Here is a 15,573-nt window from a genome sequence, read left to right on the forward strand (position 1 = left end):
GATTGTTCGTGAGCAGGCGGGCGCTGTACACGACGATGTTCCCCGCACGCCGGGGCGGCTACGGCTGAGTTCACGAGCGCCATCGACGCCGGGTTCGGTGGCGCTCCCTGCGGCCGCGGGAAGGCAATGCTCGTCAGGGGAGCTTAACGGCGGACGAGTTCGCCTAGCGTGTCCCGGAGCCGGGCGGCACTCAGCTCGCCCATGTGCGACTCGACGAGTTCGCCCTTCGCATTGAAGAACAGCGTCGTGGGCAGCCCGCGAGATCCGTATGCGTGCATCGCGCGCAGTGACGGATCGAGCAGAACGTTGTCGAACTGCAGTCCCTGTCGTTCGAGGAACGCACGCACGGTTTGCGCGTTTTCACCCTGGTTGAGCATCAGCACCGCAAGATCCGGACGATCACGCTGCGCCTGTTCGAGAATCGGCATCTCGCGCCGGCACGGCGCGCACCACGTCGCCCACAGGTTCACGACGACCGGCTTGCCGGCGAAGCGCTGCGGCAGCACGGGCGTCGCATCGAGCGTCTCGAGCTGCATTGCGGTGAACGGCAGTGCGTTACGTTGCAGCGTGGCGAGCGTGCCTTGCGCGATGCCCCACGCCGCGAGCCCCGCGACGATGCCTGCTGCCACAGGCTTGCGTAGCGCCGGCAAGCGACGCAGCCGCCACGCCGCGAACATGAGCGCGGCCACGATGCCGATACGCCAGTCGAAGCCGCCGTCGCCGAACGCAATGATCGAGCGCGGCGCGGACGCATAGTCGCGCCACCATTGCACGACGTAACTTGCGCGCGCTGCGATCAACCCGAGCAGCAGCACGTCGAGGATCAGGCTCGATGCGGTCTTGGGCTGGTCGTTGGGCGGTTTGCGCTGGATGAAACGCGCGACGAGCCACGCCAGCAACGCGGCGACAGCTACCGCGATGACGCGGATCGAGAACGGGCCGAGGCTCAACATGAAGCGAGAGTGCGAAGAGGGAAGGAAGAGCGGCGAAAACGGAACCGCCGACGTACGGTGTCGCGTTTCGACCCGACGGCATGGGCGGGGTTCCCGCGTCGGCGGTAATGTCGCTCAGCAGCGTCGACCGACTGCGATTGTGCTTCCGGCCCGCCGAGTGCATGGCCCGTACCGCAGCGCGTTGCTGCGCCGGCACCGGCGATCGATGGGCGATTAACGTCCGTTGTCGGATTCCGTACCGCCGAGCCGGTATGCGGTGAAGAACTCGTACCACGGCGTACCTTCCTCAACCGGTACGCCCAGCGCCGACGTGCGTTGCTTCAACGCAGCGAACACGTCGCGGATGCGCGCTGCCTGCGCGGCATCGCTGAACGGACGCGGCTTCGCTTTGCCGGCCGCGAACGCGCCGTACGCGATCGCGAGCAGACGTGCAGCATCGTCGATCGACAGGATCGATCCGTTGATCGCTTCGACGAAGCGCGGCCGATCCGCTTCTCGCGATGCGGCGAAGCACTGGAACACGATCGCCGATACCTCGTGCAAGTCCTCCGCGCGCAGCAACGCCGGCAGGCGCGCGGCGATCCGGTCGGCCGGTTCCTGTTGCAGCGCGGCGCCGAAGTCGAGCACGGCGGCCATCGGATTGCGTTCCGCCTTCACGCGATCGAGCGCCGACGCGGGCGAAGCGGGTGCTGCCTCCGACTCGTCGCCGGCCGGGGACCGCAGCACGTCCGCGACGTGCTGTGTCCATTCGGGATAAATCATTCGCACGTTGCCGAACTGCTCGCCGCCCCGGGCGTCCGGATTCCATCGGTAGATGATCGTACCGCCATGGATGAACGGCGAATACAGATGCTCGGGCGTCTGCGGCACCGGCCGCCGGTTGATCGGCAGCCATGCGAGCGTCAGCCAGTCGTAGCGGCCGGTGGGCGGCACCGACGGGCTCGAACTCGCGACGACCTGCCACGTGCCGCGGTTCGCGTAGCGGCGGCGCGCGTCCGGTATCGCGACGGTCCGCTGTTGCGCGGTATTGAAGTAGGTGGGGCCGATCACATTCGCGCCGCTGTCTGCGGCCGGCTTGATGGTCGCGATGACCCACGACGCACCGTCCGCCGAGCGATAGTCGGACGGCCGGAACGTGGCAACATCGTGCACCGTCCGCGTCTCGGCGGCGACGGGGCTCGGGGGAAACTGGGCGGAATCCGCGACAATACTCGGCATGGAGGTACCTCGGAATCGGGTGCGTATCGCGAACGGCGACGCAGGCCGTTTCTCGTCACTTTAGGATGTTGCAACCGATATCGCGAGTTGCGCAGACCCGGACGTCGCGAAATCTTGATTCGCGATCGAATGCAAGCATCCCTCGGCGAACCCGTTGTCTACATTTCGTCATTTAGCTAATATTCAAAACGTAAACCGAGGCCGATTCCATGGACGACGTCACCCGCATCAGCGCACTCGCGAACGAAAGCCGGCTGGCCGTGATGCGCTGGCTCAAGCAGCCGCGCAAGCATTTCCCGCCGCAGCCGCACGGCGACTTCGACGAACTCGGCGTGTGCTGCACATATATCACCGAGAAGCTCGGCATCGCGCCGGCGACGACCACGCGCCACATGCGCATCCTCGCGGATGCGGGGCTCGTGCGGGCGACGCGTGTCGGCAAGTTCACGTACTACAAGCGGATCGACGACGCGCTGCATCGGTTGGGCCGCGATCTCCTGCAACTCTGACCTTCACCGAGGCAATCGACATGGATGAACTCGCCCTGCTGGCCGACGCCGACCGGCGCGCGCACGCGTATCTCGCCGCGACGAACGAACGACGCGCATATCCGGATGCGGCCGCGCTCGCCGGTCTGACAGCGTTCGACGAGCCGCTGCCCGATACGGGCCGCCCGGCCGACGACGTGCTGCGCCTGCTCGATGACAAAGGCACGCCCGCAACCGTCGCATCGAACGGCCCGAACTACTTCGGCTTCGTGATCGGCGCGACGCTGCCGGCTGCTGCCGCGGCCGAGCGGCTGATGCTCGCGTGGGACCAGTGCGCGTCGTCGTTCGCGAATTCGCCGGTGGCCGCGACGATCGAGCGGCAGGCCGCGCGCTGGGTCGTCGACGTGCTCGGATTGCCCGAAGGCAGCGCAGTCGGCTTCGGCACGAGCGCGACGGCCTGCACGCTCGTCGCGCTGGTCGCCGCGCGGCGTGCGCTGCTCGGGCGCAAGGGCTGGGACGTCGACGAGGACGGGCTGACCGGTGCACCCGAGGTCAAGGTCGTGCTGTCCGAACTCGCGCACGTCACCGTGAAGAAGGCGCTGCGCGTGCTCGGCTTCGGGATGAAGCGCCTGATCGTCGCACCGGTCGACGCGCATGGCCGCATCGATCCCGCGCAACTGCCGCCGCTCGACGACATGACGATCCTGTGCGTGCAGGCCGGCGAAGTGAACACCGGCGAATTCGATCCGTTCGCGGCGCTGATTCCGGTTGCACAAGCCGCCGGTGCATGGGTGCACGTGGACGGCGCGTTCGGATTGTGGGCGCGCGCATCGTCAAAGCGCGCGCTGACCGACGGTGTCGACGGCGCGGACAGCTGGACCACCGACGGCCACAAGTTGCTCAACACGCCGTACGACGGCGCGATGGTGATCTGCCGCGACGCGGCCGCGCTCGCGACCGCGATGAACAGCGATGCGGTGTACTTGAGCGGCGCGCACGATGCGCAAAAGAACCTGAACCTCGAATTCTCGCGGCGCGCGCGCGGCATTCCGGTGTGGGCCGCGCTGCGTGCGCTCGGTCGCGCGGGCGTGGCGACGATGGTCGAGCGGCATTGCGCCCAAGCGCAGCGGGTCGCGGACGGCCTGCGCGCAGCCGGCTACGAGGTGCTGAATCGTGTCGTGCTGAACCAGGCGCTCGTGCGTGCCGGGACCGACGAAGAGACGATCGCGATCCTTCAGTCCGCGCAGGATTCGGGCGACGTGTGGTTCGGGCAGACCGTGTGGCAGGGGCGGCCTGCGTTCAGGATCAGCGTGTCGTCGTGGCGCACCGAAGACGCACACATCGATCGCCTCGTCGCGTTGCTGACGACGCTGCGCGGCGTGCACGTGGGCTGACTGGCATCGGCATTGCTTGCTGCCGTCCGGTGCAGCGCCGGTCTTGGTCATTGCGGCCTTCGAGCACGCCCATCGGAATTACCTCGCGCAGCGCACGCGCCGGCGCTGGATAGCCTGCCGGCGCGGTTGCGTGCGGCAACGGCGCGCGTCGACGCACGCCGCCGCGCCTCGCCGGCTTCCGCGTCCGCATGAAAATGTCGGACAATGGCGCCGCATGCGCGCCGCGCGAGTCGGGGCGGCGCGTCCAACCGCTGCATTCACGCTGACGAGGTCCCCATGTCCACGACACCTCCCCGGGAACTGCTGAAAGCTGCCGACATCGCGAAAATGACACCGGCGCGCGCGGTGCATTCGCTGAATCCCAATGCCGTTCGCCTCAAACGACAGCTCGGCGAGCCGACCGGTCTCACACAAATCGGCGTGCACCTGCTCACGCTGATGCCCGGTCACGAATCGTCCGAATATCACCGGCACCTGTACGAAGAAGAATGTGTGTACGTGCTGTCCGGCACCGGTACGGTCACGATCGGCGAACGTCGTCACGACGTCGGAGCCGGAGATTTTCTCGGCTTCGCACGCGGCGGCGAAGCGCATGTGCTCGAGAATACGGGCGATGCACCGCTCGAATTGCTGATCATGGGGCAGCGCCTCGAACACGACGTGTGCGAATACCCGCGCATCGGCAAGCGGCTTCATATCGCCGGACAGCTCGAAGATTTCGTCGACCTGCCCAAACAACCGTAGCGCGCGCGTATCCGCATCGATCGTCGTCGCCCTTATGATGCGGGAATGCCACCGACAGGATCCCTGCCATGGACGCACCGCACCCGCCGATGAATGCCCCCGTTTCCGACACGGAGCCGGAAACCGAAACCGCCGTAGAGCCGCGCGCGGCGCGCGTGCAGCGGCCCGTCGCGCTCGTCACCGGCTCGACGTCGGGCATCGGCGCGGCGATCGCGCGGCGCCTGGCGGCGGACGGCTATGCGGTGATCCTGCATTCGCGCCAGTCCGCCGCGGCCGGTCGTGCGATGGCGCGCGAACTTGGTGCGGCGTACGTTCAAGCCGATCTCGCCGACGACGCGCAGCGCGTGCGTCTGATTCGCGATGCGCTCGCGGTTCACGGGCGGCTCGACGTGCTGGTCAACAACGCAGGCGTGAGCCGCGTGATTCCGCACGACGATCTTGCCGCCGCGACGCCCGACGTATGGCGCGAGATGCATGAGATCAACGTGATCGCGCCGTTTCGGCTCGTCGCCGAAGCACAGCCGGCGCTGCTCGAAGCGGCGTCGGGCGGGCGCGCAGGCTGCGTGATCAACGTCAGCTCGCATGCGGGCGTGCGGCCCAAAGGCGCGTCGATCCCGTATGCAGCGGCCAAGGCTGCGCTCAATCACACGACGCGCCTTCTCGCACGCACGCTCGCGCCCGCGATTCGCGTCAATGCGGTCGCGCCCGGGCTCGTCGATACGCCGCTGACCGCCGACTGGACCGAAGCGCAGCAACTGTGGCGCGAGCGCGCGCCGATGCGCCGCGCGGCGACTCCGGACGACGTCGCGCAGACGGTCGCGATGCTCGTCGCGTCGGATTATGTGACCGGCGAGGTTGTGATGCTCGACGGTGGGATGAATCTCACCTGATCGAGGACCATTGGGGGCTTCCGGAGCTTCGGGGCATTAAGGCCCAAAGATGCGGTGGGGCGGGACGGCCCACTGAGCCGCGCTGCAACGGTGCCATGTCCCGCCGCCAGAATCGCCTGGCGAGTCCATTCGATCGCCGCGTCTCGACGTCAGCCGAGGCGCGCCCGCAACCGCGCAAGCGCGTGATCGTGCGTGCGTTCGAACTTCAGCGGCGTGACCGCGATATGGCCTTCGCCGAGCGCCATCGTTTCCGAATCCGCATCGTCGTCACGCGGTGCGCGCGCCAGCTTCAGCCAGTGGTATTCAATGTCGCGCGGATCCCGCCCCGACACGATGTCGACGCCTTGCAGCGTGCCGGCGCCCTGGTTCGTCACCTTCAGCCCGCGCACGTCATCAGCAGGCCGCGCCGGGAAATTCACGTTCAGACACGCGTCGCCGTCCCAGCCGGCCTCCGTGAGCCGGCGAATCACATCCGGCGCGTGCGTGAGCGCCGTATTCCACGGCACCGCGTTGCGGTCGCTGAACGCCTGGCTTAGCGCGATCGCCGGCACGCCGACCAGCATGCTCGTCATCGCGGCGCCGACCGTGCCCGAGAATACCGTCTCGGTGCCGAGGTTCGCGCCACGATTCACGCCGGACAGCACGATGTCGGGCCGAGCGCCCTTCATCAGGTGGCTGACCGCGATCGCGACGCAGTCTCCGGGCGTGCCGCGCACCGCGTAGCGCCGCTCGCCCTTGCGATGCACGCGCAACGGTTCGTGCAGGCTCAGCGAATGCGACGTGCCGCTCTGGTCTTCCGCCGGCGCGACGATCCAGACTTCGCGTGCCAGTTTTGTCGCGACCTGCTCGAGCACTTCAAGACCGGGGGCGTCGAATCCGTCGTCGTTGGCGAGCAGGACACGGTCGAATAGCGGGCGGGTTTCTTGCATCGGAACGATCCTCGCAGATGGGCGATGACACGGGAAGGCATCGCGCGTACACCCGCAAGGCTAGCATTCCGTCGCGATGCGTGTCGTCATGCCGAGCCGAGGAAAGCAAAGCAAAGCAAAGCGCAGATGCGAAAACGGGCGCATCGCGCGCCCGTTCCCGCCATCGGGAAAGCGACCACGCGGCGCATACGAGCCGCATCGCCGCACAGTCAGTATCCCTGGCGTCAGCCGAGCAGATGCCGCAGCAAGCCGGCCGACACGACGCCGACGATGACGGTCGGCAGGATCGACAGCCGCGTCGCCGCAACCAGCGTGACGGCGAGCGCGACCAGGTCGGCCGGACGCGTCGACACGAACGCCGGCGCGATCACCGAGATCAGTACGCAGCCCGGCACGTTCTCCATGATCGACGCCATCCGCGGGCTGAGCGTGCGGTTGCGCAGCAGCACGTAGCCGAGCACGCGCGACAGGTAGGTCGTCGAAGCCATCAGCACGATGGTCGCGACCGTCGCGAAATCAGGCAGCATCGCGCGGCTCCCACAGCAGCGCGGCGGCCAATCCCGCGCACGCGCCGGCCGCGACGTACCACGCGCCGGGCACGGCCAGGTGCGTGGCCGCCGCGACGACGAGGCTCACGAACCACGGCCGGCTCGCGCGCATGCCCTTCCACATTCCGCGCAGCAGCACCAGAAACACGGCCGTAAACGCCATGTCGAAGCCGTACTGCTCGACGTTGCCGATCGTCGGGCCGATTGCCGCGCCGAGCGTCGTCATCGAGATCCACGTGAGGTAAAGCCCGGAACAGATGCCTGCGTAATACGGGACGCTGATGTGCGAGGCGGAGCGCGCGCGCGCATCGCCGAGCGACATTGCCCAGCTTTCGTCGCACATGAAGAACAGCGCGGCGAATGCGCGGCGGCGCGGCAGGCGCCGCAGGTAGGGCGCGAAGGCCGCGCCCATCAGGATGTGGCGCGAATTCACTAGGAACGACATCGCGACGATCAGCGCGATGTGCGGCGGCGACGTCCACAGATGAATCGCCGCGAACTCGGAGCCGCCGCCGAAGTTCAGCCCCGTCATCATCGGCACTTCGAACAGGCTCAGCCCCTTTTGCGCGGCCTGCGCGCCGAGCACCAGCGCGAACGGCACGAACCCCAGCATGACGGGCAGCGCCGCGCGCAATCCGCGGCCCATCTCGGCGACATAAACGGGCTTGTCGCGAAGCCCGGACGACGTTGAAACGCTACTGCTCATTACTCCTCCTTCGGGGGTAGGATTGTCTGCTTTTTTGACTCGAATCGGATTGCGTTACGGACCAAGATTCCGCAGAATTTGGCATCCAACGAGTGATTTGGAAATTTTTTGGAATTTGATGCCAATGAAGCTTGATGCAATCGACCGGCGGATCCTCAACGCACTGCAGCGCGACGGCCGCATGCAGAACGTGGAACTCGCGCACGAGGTCGGGCTGTCGCCGTCGCCGTGCCTGCGCCGTGTGCGGCTGCTTGAGGAAGCCGGCGTGATCGAAAAATACGTGGCGGTGCTGAACCCGGCGAAGGTCGGCAAAGGGCTGACGATCTTCACGCGCGTGTGGCTGAAGGGGCAGGACGCGGAGTCGGTGAACCGCTTTGCCGAGGCCGTCCAGCAAATGCCGGAAGTGGTCGAGTGCCACCTGATGGCCGGCGATTGCGATTTCCTGTTGCGCGTGGTGGCCGCCGACATCGACGACTACCGGCGCTTCCAGATGGAGTACCTGACGCGCATCCCCGGCGTGCTGAGCGTGAAGACCGACATTCCGATGCAGAAGGTCAAACTCACGTCCGCGTTGCCGACGTAACGCGGGGCGACGCGAGGCGACGATCCGGCGCGTCGTCATCGGCCGGTGACGCTGCACCGATACACTGTCGGAGCTACCTGTTGCGCCGCATACCGCTGCATCGCGTGCGATAGCGATGTGCTAGCAACTAACGGTCATCCACAACACCGTCGGCGAGCACGTGCGATGTGTGCCGCGATCTGTTGGCGGGGCGTCTTTCTTGTCGAGCGACTCATGCAGCCATACAACAATCCGTGGAATTCGCTGGAAATCGTCAAGCTGGTGCTCGGCGTGCTCACGCCGTTGTCGGTCGCGGGTCTCGGCTGGCTCGTCGCGCGTCGGCTGAAGCGGCTCGAACTCGTGCAGTGGACCAACCAGCGGCTGATCGAGAAGCGGCTCATGCTGTACGACACGGTCGCGCCGCAGCTCAATGCGCTGCTGTGCTTCTACACATGGATCGGCTACTGGAAGGACATCTCGCCGGACGACGTGATCCGCGCGAAGCGCGACCTCGACCGCACGTTCCACATCTACCGCTATCTGTTCGACGACGATGTGTACGACGCATATCACGCGTTCATCCACGCGCTGTTCGAGGTGCATACGGGGCCCGGGCGCGATGCACGGATCCGTTCGCTGATCCAGTCGCCTGACGGCGACCGGAGCGTGCACGGCACGTATGAATGGAAGGCGGCGTGGGGCGACCGCTTTGCGACCGCGAACGTCGCGGACAAAGCCGACGTACTGCGACACTACACGCGGCTGATGGAGCGGCTGCGCGTCGCGCTCGGCGCGAACCGCTGAAGGTGCAGCCGGGTTCGCCCTGCCGCCGCCAAGTCGTCTAACTCCATGTTGGGCAGATGCCTCCGCCGCTCCGGCCGCGCGTGGGCACACCGACCGCCGCACGATTCTCGCCGCGGCCTGCGTCATCGAGCCATTGCCCGCGCACGGTCGCGCGTGACGCGGCTTCTTCAGGACAGGCCGATGTGGCGGCCCGTTATCGCGTTCCCGCCGCGACACGCGTCATGCGGGCGCTGGCGTCGCGCTTGCGCGGGCCGCATGTCCGCGTGTCGGCGGGCGCCGCCCGGCGCAGCCACTGCGCGCGCAGCCCGCGAGCGCGCCGAACGTCACGAAGCCCGGCCGATAGCTCCCGGTGTTTTCCTTCGCGATGCCTCACCGGCACGCCGGTCTCGCCGATCGGCGCCTGCAGGCGTGTGCGGCGCTCCGGCGGTTTACCGGCGCGTCGCTCAGTCCTTCACGATTACGTCGATGCGCAGCGCTTCGCCGCCTTCGACGATCGCGAGCAGCCGATCGACGTTAGGGTGCGCGCCCGGACGATTGCGTGCGTCGGCGGTGTGCTCGGCGAACACGGCAAGGCCGTGCTCGGCAGCTTTCGCATCGAGCATGCCGAACACTTGCTTCAGGTAGTTGTACACGGCAAGCGAGCCTTGCTTGCCCGGCTGGTTCTCGATGCTGGCGACCACGTCGCCGTTCGCGCCGGCGAGATCGATTCGTGCGATGCCGTCGATGGCCGGCAGTTGCGCAAGGTTGTCCTTGAATACTTGAGTCGGTTGAATCACTGAAACACTCCGTCGGTTCGGTCATAGGGCGAATCGGCCCGTATCTTATCCGATCGCTATCCTCGCCGAGCCGAGCAGAGCTGCGCCGCAAGACACGTGCACCGGCGACCCGGACGATCCACGCGTCGTTCGGTGCGACCGAGATGGCGGCGCGTGACATCGCGCGGATCATCGAGCCACGCGGGCCGCTCGGCGCCACGCTATCGGCGCGGATGTTCCATCGATATGCCCGCTTCGCGCGCGCGGTCGATGTCGGTACTGCGATAGGCGCGTTCGGGAATCTCGGCGAGCCGCGACGGATGCACCTGCCGCGGCGCGAGGCCGTAGAACTTCTGGAAGCTCATGATCAATGGCGACCACTTGTCGGGATCGACGCGGTCCGGATGGCCGTCCATCAGCAAATCCGGATGCACGTGCACACGCTGAATGCGCACTTCGAACACGCGGATGCACCCGCGCAATTCTGCCGAGTCTTCGCCAAGGCCATGAGTGGCGGCGACGACCGCTTCCATATGCACCGGGCACTCGAGCGCCCGTGGCGGGGCGACCGTCTGCGATGCCGTTTCGGTGAGTCCGGCGGTGCCGAACTTGTCCGGCTCGTGAACATAGCCGCGCGCCCGCTTCGTCTCGGGCACCGGATCCGAACCGGTGGTGCGCGCGATCCGGTCGACCGCGTGCGCCTGCGTCGACGACGGCAGGTTCAGCACGCATTCGCCGGTGCGTATCAGATTGTGCGTAGTCCGGGAGCTGGCCGCGAGCCCGAGTACGCACCGCCAGCCGAGCCAGAATGCCGACGACATCGGCGCGAGATTGGCTGTGCCGTCCGGATTCAGCGTGCTGATCAGCACAACGGGTGTGCCGAAATAGAGGATGTTCGGTTCGGTGATGCGATGCGGAGCGTTCATGGTCGTCCTTCGTTGACGGGATCGGTTCCCATGCTGATCGCGTCGCGGCTGCGCGGCACTCCGAATCTTGTCGTGTCATTCGAATCGGTCGGAACCGAGCGCCGGTTCAGCGCTGCCCGCACACCGCGGCGGCGGCCGGCGTCCCGCCTGCTTTTCCGCTACAGTAGGAAATCACCGGTCGCCCGTATCGCGTACGCCGGCACGCGGCGGCCACGTTCCGAAATTGCACACGAGGGCTCCGATGGACACTGAGCAACGTTACACCGCCAACGCGCCGACGCGCGCGGAAGTCGACGCACTGGCCGGTGCCACCGTCATCGAATTCGGCGCGAACTGGTGCGGGATCTGCGCGGGCGCGCAGCCGGCAATCGTCGCGTCGTTCTCCAAGCATCCGGCCGTGCGACACCTGAAGATCGAGGATGGCCCGGGCCGGCCGCTCGGCCGTTCGTTCGGCGTGAAGCTGTGGCCGACCCTGGTGTTCCTGCGCGACGGGATCGAGGTCGCACGCGTGGTGCGCCCAACCGATGCGAAGCAGATCGAAACCGACGGCTTCGCCGCCCTTGCGTGAGGCGCCGACCATGCAACAGGCCATCACGCACATCGCCGTCGAAACGCGCGGGAACGGCCTGGTCGAGTTCACGCCGCAGGTGCGCGCGTTCGTCGACCAGCAAGCGATCCGCACCGGGCTGCTGACCGTGTTCTGCCGCCACACGTCGGCGTCGCTGCTGATCCAGGAGAATGCCGATCCGTCGGTGCAGCGCGATCTCGAACGCTACTTCGCGACGCTCGCGCCCGAGGACGACGCACGCTACGAGCACGACACCGAAGGGCCCGACGACATGCCCGCGCATCTGCGCACTGCGCTGACACAGGTGCAGCTGTCGATTCCGGTCGAGCATGCGCGCATGGTGCTCGGCACGTGGCAGGGCATCTACCTGTTCGAGCATCGTCGCGCGGCGCATCGGCGCGACATCGTCCTGCATCTGATCGGCGAGTAGGCGGCGCGGGCGCTAGCGCGCACAGCCGCGCGGCGCATCGCTGCCGCGTTCAAGCGAGCAGCTTCTCGACGAGCGCGCCGAGTTCGCGCAGGTGAACGGGCTTCGGCAGGAATTCGTCGAACACGCGCGGGTTCTCGCGCAGCGCGGCCGATTCGTACGCGCTGACGCCGAGAATCGACGGAAACTTTCCGTCGCCGTTCGGCTGCGCGACCGCGCGAATGCGGCGCGCGACTTCGAAGCCGCTCAAGTCCGGCAGTTCGAGATCGAGCACGACGAGGTCGTAATGCGCGTCGTTGAAGCGCGTGACGCCGTCGTGCCCCGTGCTGCACAGATCGGTGTCCAGACCGAGCGCCGACAGCATCGCGCCGAGCGTTTCTCGCGCATTGTCGTTATCGTCGACCACGAGCGCGCGGCGGTTGTGATGAACGGCCGACGCGGGCCACGCGGGCGCGTCGGCGGCCGGGGCTCCGGCATCCGGCGCTTCGGCCGGCAGCGTGACGACGAACTCGCTGCCTTCGCCGACCGTACTGCGCACGTCCACATGGCCGCGCAGCGTCGTCACGATCTCACGTACGACGGCGAGCCCCATGCCGATACCGTCGACGTGCAGGCCGACCGCGTCGTTCGCGCGATAGAACGGCTCGAAGATCTTCGTCAGATGCTGCTTCCCGATGCCGGTGCCGGTGTCGCGCACGACGAGTTTCAGTTGCCGGCCGGCCGGTGCGTCGACGAGCGCGATCGATACGTCGATCGATCCGTCCACCGTGTACTTCACTGAATTCTCGATCAGATTCGACAGCACCTGTCGCAGCAGCTTGCGGTCCGAGCGGATCGCGAGGTCGTGCGGTTCGATCCGCTGCGCGACGTCGATTCGCTTCGCCGCGATCCTGTCGCGCAGCGGATCGAGCACTTCGGCGAGCAGCGACGCCATCCCGACCGTTTCGGCAACGGCGAGGCGCTTGGTCGAGCGCAACTTGATGTAGTCGGTAAGATCCTTGACCAGCGCTTCGAGCGACGATGCGGAATTCTGCAGCCGCCGGATCGTCTTCAGGTTCGCGTCGGATTGCGGCCGCGCTAGGAGGATCTCGATCGACCCGCAGATCGCCTGCAGCGGCGTGCGCAGTTCATGGCTGACCATCCCGAGGAACGCATTTTTCGCCTCGATCATTTCGAACGCACGATCCGATGCCTTGCGTTCCGCATCCAGCGCCGCATTCTGCCGTTCGAGCAGGTCGTCGCGCGTGCGCATCGTATAAAACAGCAGCAGGAACAGCGCGCACAGGATCACGCCGAGGATGATGCCGAGCACCACGATCGCCCGCTGCCGTTCCTTCAGCTGATGGAACGTGAAGTCGCGCTGCGCCATCTCGATTGCGCGGAAGTAGTTCGCGAGGCCGTTGACCTTAGGCCAGTACGCATTGACTTCGTCGATCACACGCTGCGCGCCATCCGGTGCGTTGCGCAGCAACGGCACCTCATGCTTCAGCCGTGTCATGAATTCGCCGAGCGCCGCGATTTCGGCGCGGGCGCGCGGGATGCGCAGCCAGTATTCGGAAACCTCGGATGGCCGCTGCAGGAACCCGAACGACACCGACAGGCTGTCGAGCTGCATCTGCACGTGATTGAAGTCGCCGTCCACGTGCGTCGCGTAGAGGATCAACTGGCGATCGAAGCGCGTGTAGACGTTCCGGTATTGCGATGCGGTCCAGAATACGCCCTCACGCGGGCCTTCGAGCACGCCCTCGTTGACCGACGTCGCAAGCAGGTCCCACAGCAGAAACGCCCACGCGGCGAATCCCAGGATCCACAGCGACCCCAGGACCACGATGATTTTTCTGTTCTTCCATCGCCCGCGCATGATGCCGCGCACTTACTTCACGGTCAGGCCGATGATCTGCCACGCGAATTTCGCTTCGCCGAGCGGCGTCTTCAGCTCGTCCGGATACTGGTCGCGCGGATACATGATCCACAGCGGGCCGTAATTGTCGTTGCCGAGCACCTTGCCGTTCATCGTGCGCGCGAGGATCACGCCATACTTGTCCGCGTCCGACACCGGGATCGTGAACGTGTATTCGTCGATGCAGCGGAATTCGATCTGCGTGCCGTGCGCGTCGACGGTCTTCAGCACGTCCGACAGGCGCGGGCCGGTGAAGGTCGCCTTCGGCGTCCAGCTCGTCGACGTGACGATCGTGTGCTGCGGCAGCGCCATCAGCGCCTGCTCGGAAAACACGAACGCGGTCTTGCCGGGCTGATTGCTGCGGCCGATCTTGCCGTCGACGGTGAACGTGAACGACGCCGCCCAGCTCGCGGCGGCGATGCCGAGCAGGCCTGCAGTCAGCAGACTCTTGATCCAGAGGGTCGAAATTCGCATGTTGGTCCCTTCGTTCGTGTGTGTGATGACGCGTTGCCGTGGGGCGTCAATTCGCGGCAGCGGTCGCGGCTGCGGCCGGCTGCGCGAGCTTCAGTTCGCGCGCGACTTCGGCGAACAGGATCGGCAGGCGCACCGGCTTCTCCTCGCAGCGCGCGTTGTAGTGCGACACGATGTGCGCGATCTCGTCCTCGCTCGCTTCGCCGGTGGAGATCTTGCCGGTCAGCAGGAAGATCGGCGCACCGCCGTTTTCGCTCGACCGGATGCCGCGCACGAGTTCGGCCGCGGTCTGGTCGCCCAGCATCCAGTCGAGGATGTAGCCGTCGAAGTCCTCGACTTCGAGCGCCTTGCGGAACGACGCACCGTCGTAGTACGGAATCGCGTTCACGCCTTTCTCGAGGAAGTATTCGCATACGGTTTCGGCGACGTCCCGCGAATCGTCGACGACCGCGATCCGCGCCGCATACACGTTCGGCTGGCTCGAACGCAGCTCGATGACGTCGACTGCGTAGGTGCGGCCTTCGCGCGCGTGCTGGCGTTCGGTCACGATCCATTCGCCCTGCCACTGCAGCGCGACGAAATCCGTGTCGATCTGGCTGCTGGCCTTCGCCGAGATCGCGGCGCGGCAGCGAAAGCGGCGCGACTCGATCACGAGCGTCGCGTCGATCATCTCGGCGGCGGCCGGTTGCGCGCCCTTGTCGTCGAGCAGGACCGCGGGCGGCACGCCGAAGTGCGTCGCGATGTCCTGCAATTGCGACAGGTTCCACGGGATCAGCCCTTTCATCTTGCGCGTGACGACCGAGAAACTGAGCCCCAGCACGTTGGCAATCGTCGTGTTGTGACTGCGCGGCGGAATGCCGTTGCGCGTCAGCAGATCGCGCACCTTGGTGGCGGTGATGAGGTCGGCGTTGGCCTGCTCGCTATTCGGCATCTCGAAGGGGTCTCCTGTGTTTTGGCGACGAAGAGCATATTCAAAAGTGACGCACTACGCAAACTTTGAAATCGCGATTGACCTTGACATGCCACATTTCTCGATTATCATTGCGTGCTACGTCACTATTGTTTGATGCGTCATGTTTTGACTGCGAGGTCGGCCGCTGTCGGCCCGCGCGAAACGACGCCGGCGAAGTGACCGAACGATTCGAAGAGAGAGCCGCGAGAGCCTGAGAGAGCCTTGGACTGCGTGTCGGCGTGGGTGAATTGTATTCGCCTCGCCGCGCGCAAACCGGGTACGCGCTCGCGCGGGCGGGATCGCGCGAAACTCCGGGCGCGCGCCACGAAGGGTCTCGC

General features: G+C 66.3%; 18 protein-coding genes. 8 read left to right on the forward strand and 10 right to left on the reverse strand.

The annotated features are described in order from the left end of the window. Positions 1–143 precede the first annotated feature (143 nt). Together KDW55_RS22685 and KDW55_RS22690 are read right to left on the reverse strand one after the other, a co-directional pair. Positions 144–953: a TlpA disulfide reductase family protein gene (locus tag KDW55_RS22685; RefSeq protein WP_209822138.1), complete on the reverse strand. Its 810-nt coding sequence runs from the start codon at positions 951–953 to the stop codon at positions 144–146. A gap of 213 nt (positions 954–1,166) precedes the next feature. Continuing rightward, positions 1,167–2,171: a hypothetical protein gene (locus tag KDW55_RS22690; protein ID WP_212161101.1), complete on the reverse strand. Its 1,005-nt coding sequence runs from the start codon at positions 2,169–2,171 to the stop codon at positions 1,167–1,169. 209 nt (positions 2,172–2,380) lie between these two features. Here KDW55_RS22690 and KDW55_RS22695 point away from each other — a divergent pair, with 209 nt between their 5' ends. The 4 genes from KDW55_RS22695 to KDW55_RS22710 all read left to right on the forward strand — a co-directional run bounded on the left by KDW55_RS22695 (position 2,381) and on the right by KDW55_RS22710 (position 5,687). Further along, positions 2,381–2,680 carry a helix-turn-helix domain-containing protein gene (locus KDW55_RS22695; RefSeq protein WP_040139054.1) on the forward strand — a complete coding sequence of 100 codons (300 nt, stop codon included), beginning with the start codon at positions 2,381–2,383 and terminating at the stop codon, positions 2,678–2,680. A gap of 20 nt (positions 2,681–2,700) precedes the next feature. Next, complete coding sequence (locus tag KDW55_RS22700) at positions 2,701–4,053, forward strand: pyridoxal-dependent decarboxylase (protein WP_212198043.1); 1,353 nt, start codon at positions 2,701–2,703, stop codon at positions 4,051–4,053. A 276-nt stretch (positions 4,054–4,329) separates the two neighbouring features. Next, positions 4,330–4,797 (forward strand): cupin domain-containing protein, encoded by a 468-nt coding sequence (locus KDW55_RS22705; RefSeq protein WP_069242546.1) that lies wholly within the window; start codon positions 4,330–4,332, stop codon positions 4,795–4,797. A gap of 68 nt (positions 4,798–4,865) precedes the next feature. Then, positions 4,866–5,687 (forward strand): SDR family oxidoreductase, encoded by an 822-nt coding sequence (locus KDW55_RS22710; protein WP_059549010.1) that lies wholly within the window; start codon positions 4,866–4,868, stop codon positions 5,685–5,687. Between the two features lie 149 nt (positions 5,688–5,836). Here the strand turns inward: KDW55_RS22710 and surE are convergent, their stop codons facing one another. The 3 genes from surE to KDW55_RS22725 form a co-directional block, all read right to left on the reverse strand. Next, the gene (surE, locus tag KDW55_RS22715; protein WP_212198044.1) at positions 5,837–6,616 is read right to left on the reverse strand and encodes a 5'/3'-nucleotidase SurE; all 780 of its coding nucleotides are present in this window, start codon (positions 6,614–6,616) and stop codon (positions 5,837–5,839) included. Between the two features lie 224 nt (positions 6,617–6,840). After that, entirely contained in the window at positions 6,841–7,140 is a 300-nt protein-coding gene (locus KDW55_RS22720) for an AzlD family protein (protein ID WP_212161151.1), read from the reverse strand. Continuing rightward, entirely contained in the window at positions 7,133–7,870 is a 738-nt protein-coding gene (locus tag KDW55_RS22725) for an AzlC family ABC transporter permease (RefSeq protein ID WP_059549013.1), read from the reverse strand. The genes KDW55_RS22720 and KDW55_RS22725 overlap by 8 nt, the downstream gene beginning before the upstream one ends. A gap of 124 nt (positions 7,871–7,994) precedes the next feature. On the opposite strand from KDW55_RS22725, the gene KDW55_RS22730 reads away from it, so the two are divergent. Further along, the gene (locus tag KDW55_RS22730) at positions 7,995–8,453 is read left to right on the forward strand and encodes an Lrp/AsnC family transcriptional regulator (protein WP_040139061.1); all 459 of its coding nucleotides are present in this window, start codon (positions 7,995–7,997) and stop codon (positions 8,451–8,453) included. A 213-nt stretch (positions 8,454–8,666) separates the two neighbouring features. Continuing rightward, complete coding sequence (locus KDW55_RS22735; RefSeq protein ID WP_040139062.1) at positions 8,667–9,236, forward strand: hypothetical protein; 570 nt, start codon at positions 8,667–8,669, stop codon at positions 9,234–9,236. A 443-nt stretch (positions 9,237–9,679) separates the two neighbouring features. On the opposite strand, the gene KDW55_RS22740 is transcribed toward KDW55_RS22735, so the two are convergent. Both KDW55_RS22740 and KDW55_RS22745 read right to left on the reverse strand, forming a co-directional pair. Then, the gene (locus tag KDW55_RS22740) at positions 9,680–10,012 is read right to left on the reverse strand and encodes a DUF2322 family protein (RefSeq protein WP_040139063.1); all 333 of its coding nucleotides are present in this window, start codon (positions 10,010–10,012) and stop codon (positions 9,680–9,682) included. A gap of 200 nt (positions 10,013–10,212) precedes the next feature. Continuing rightward, positions 10,213–10,917: a flavin reductase family protein gene (locus tag KDW55_RS22745; RefSeq protein WP_059549015.1), complete on the reverse strand. Its 705-nt coding sequence runs from the start codon at positions 10,915–10,917 to the stop codon at positions 10,213–10,215. 241 nt (positions 10,918–11,158) lie between these two features. Here KDW55_RS22745 and KDW55_RS22750 point away from each other — a divergent pair, with 241 nt between their 5' ends. Continuing rightward, positions 11,159–11,485, forward strand: coding sequence for a thioredoxin family protein (locus KDW55_RS22750; protein ID WP_040139065.1), 327 nt, complete (start codon positions 11,159–11,161; stop codon positions 11,483–11,485). Positions 11,486–11,495: 10 nt separating this feature from the next. After that, on the forward strand, positions 11,496–11,915 hold the full coding sequence (locus KDW55_RS22755; RefSeq protein WP_069242550.1) for a secondary thiamine-phosphate synthase enzyme YjbQ: 420 nt from the start codon (positions 11,496–11,498) through the stop codon (positions 11,913–11,915). Positions 11,916–11,964: 49 nt separating this feature from the next. Here KDW55_RS22755 and atsR read toward each other — a convergent pair whose 3' ends face one another. Genes atsR through KDW55_RS22770 form a run of 3 tightly spaced genes read right to left on the reverse strand, consistent with a single transcriptional unit; the run spans position 11,965 to position 15,214 of the window. Then, on the reverse strand, positions 11,965–13,776 hold the full coding sequence (atsR, locus tag KDW55_RS22760; protein ID WP_040140904.1) for a hybrid sensor histidine kinase/response regulator AtsR: 1,812 nt from the start codon (positions 13,774–13,776) through the stop codon (positions 11,965–11,967). 9 nt (positions 13,777–13,785) lie between these two features. Continuing rightward, complete coding sequence (locus tag KDW55_RS22765) at positions 13,786–14,286, reverse strand: molybdopterin-dependent oxidoreductase (protein WP_212161099.1); 501 nt, start codon at positions 14,284–14,286, stop codon at positions 13,786–13,788. Between the two features lie 46 nt (positions 14,287–14,332). After that, entirely contained in the window at positions 14,333–15,214 is an 882-nt protein-coding gene (locus KDW55_RS22770) for a helix-turn-helix domain-containing protein (RefSeq protein ID WP_212161098.1), read from the reverse strand. Between the last annotated feature and the right edge of the window lie 359 nt (positions 15,215–15,573).

Source organism: Burkholderia sp. AU19243, assembly GCF_018148075.1.
GTDB classification, from domain to species: Bacteria; Pseudomonadota; Gammaproteobacteria; order Burkholderiales; family Burkholderiaceae; genus Burkholderia; species Burkholderia latens_A.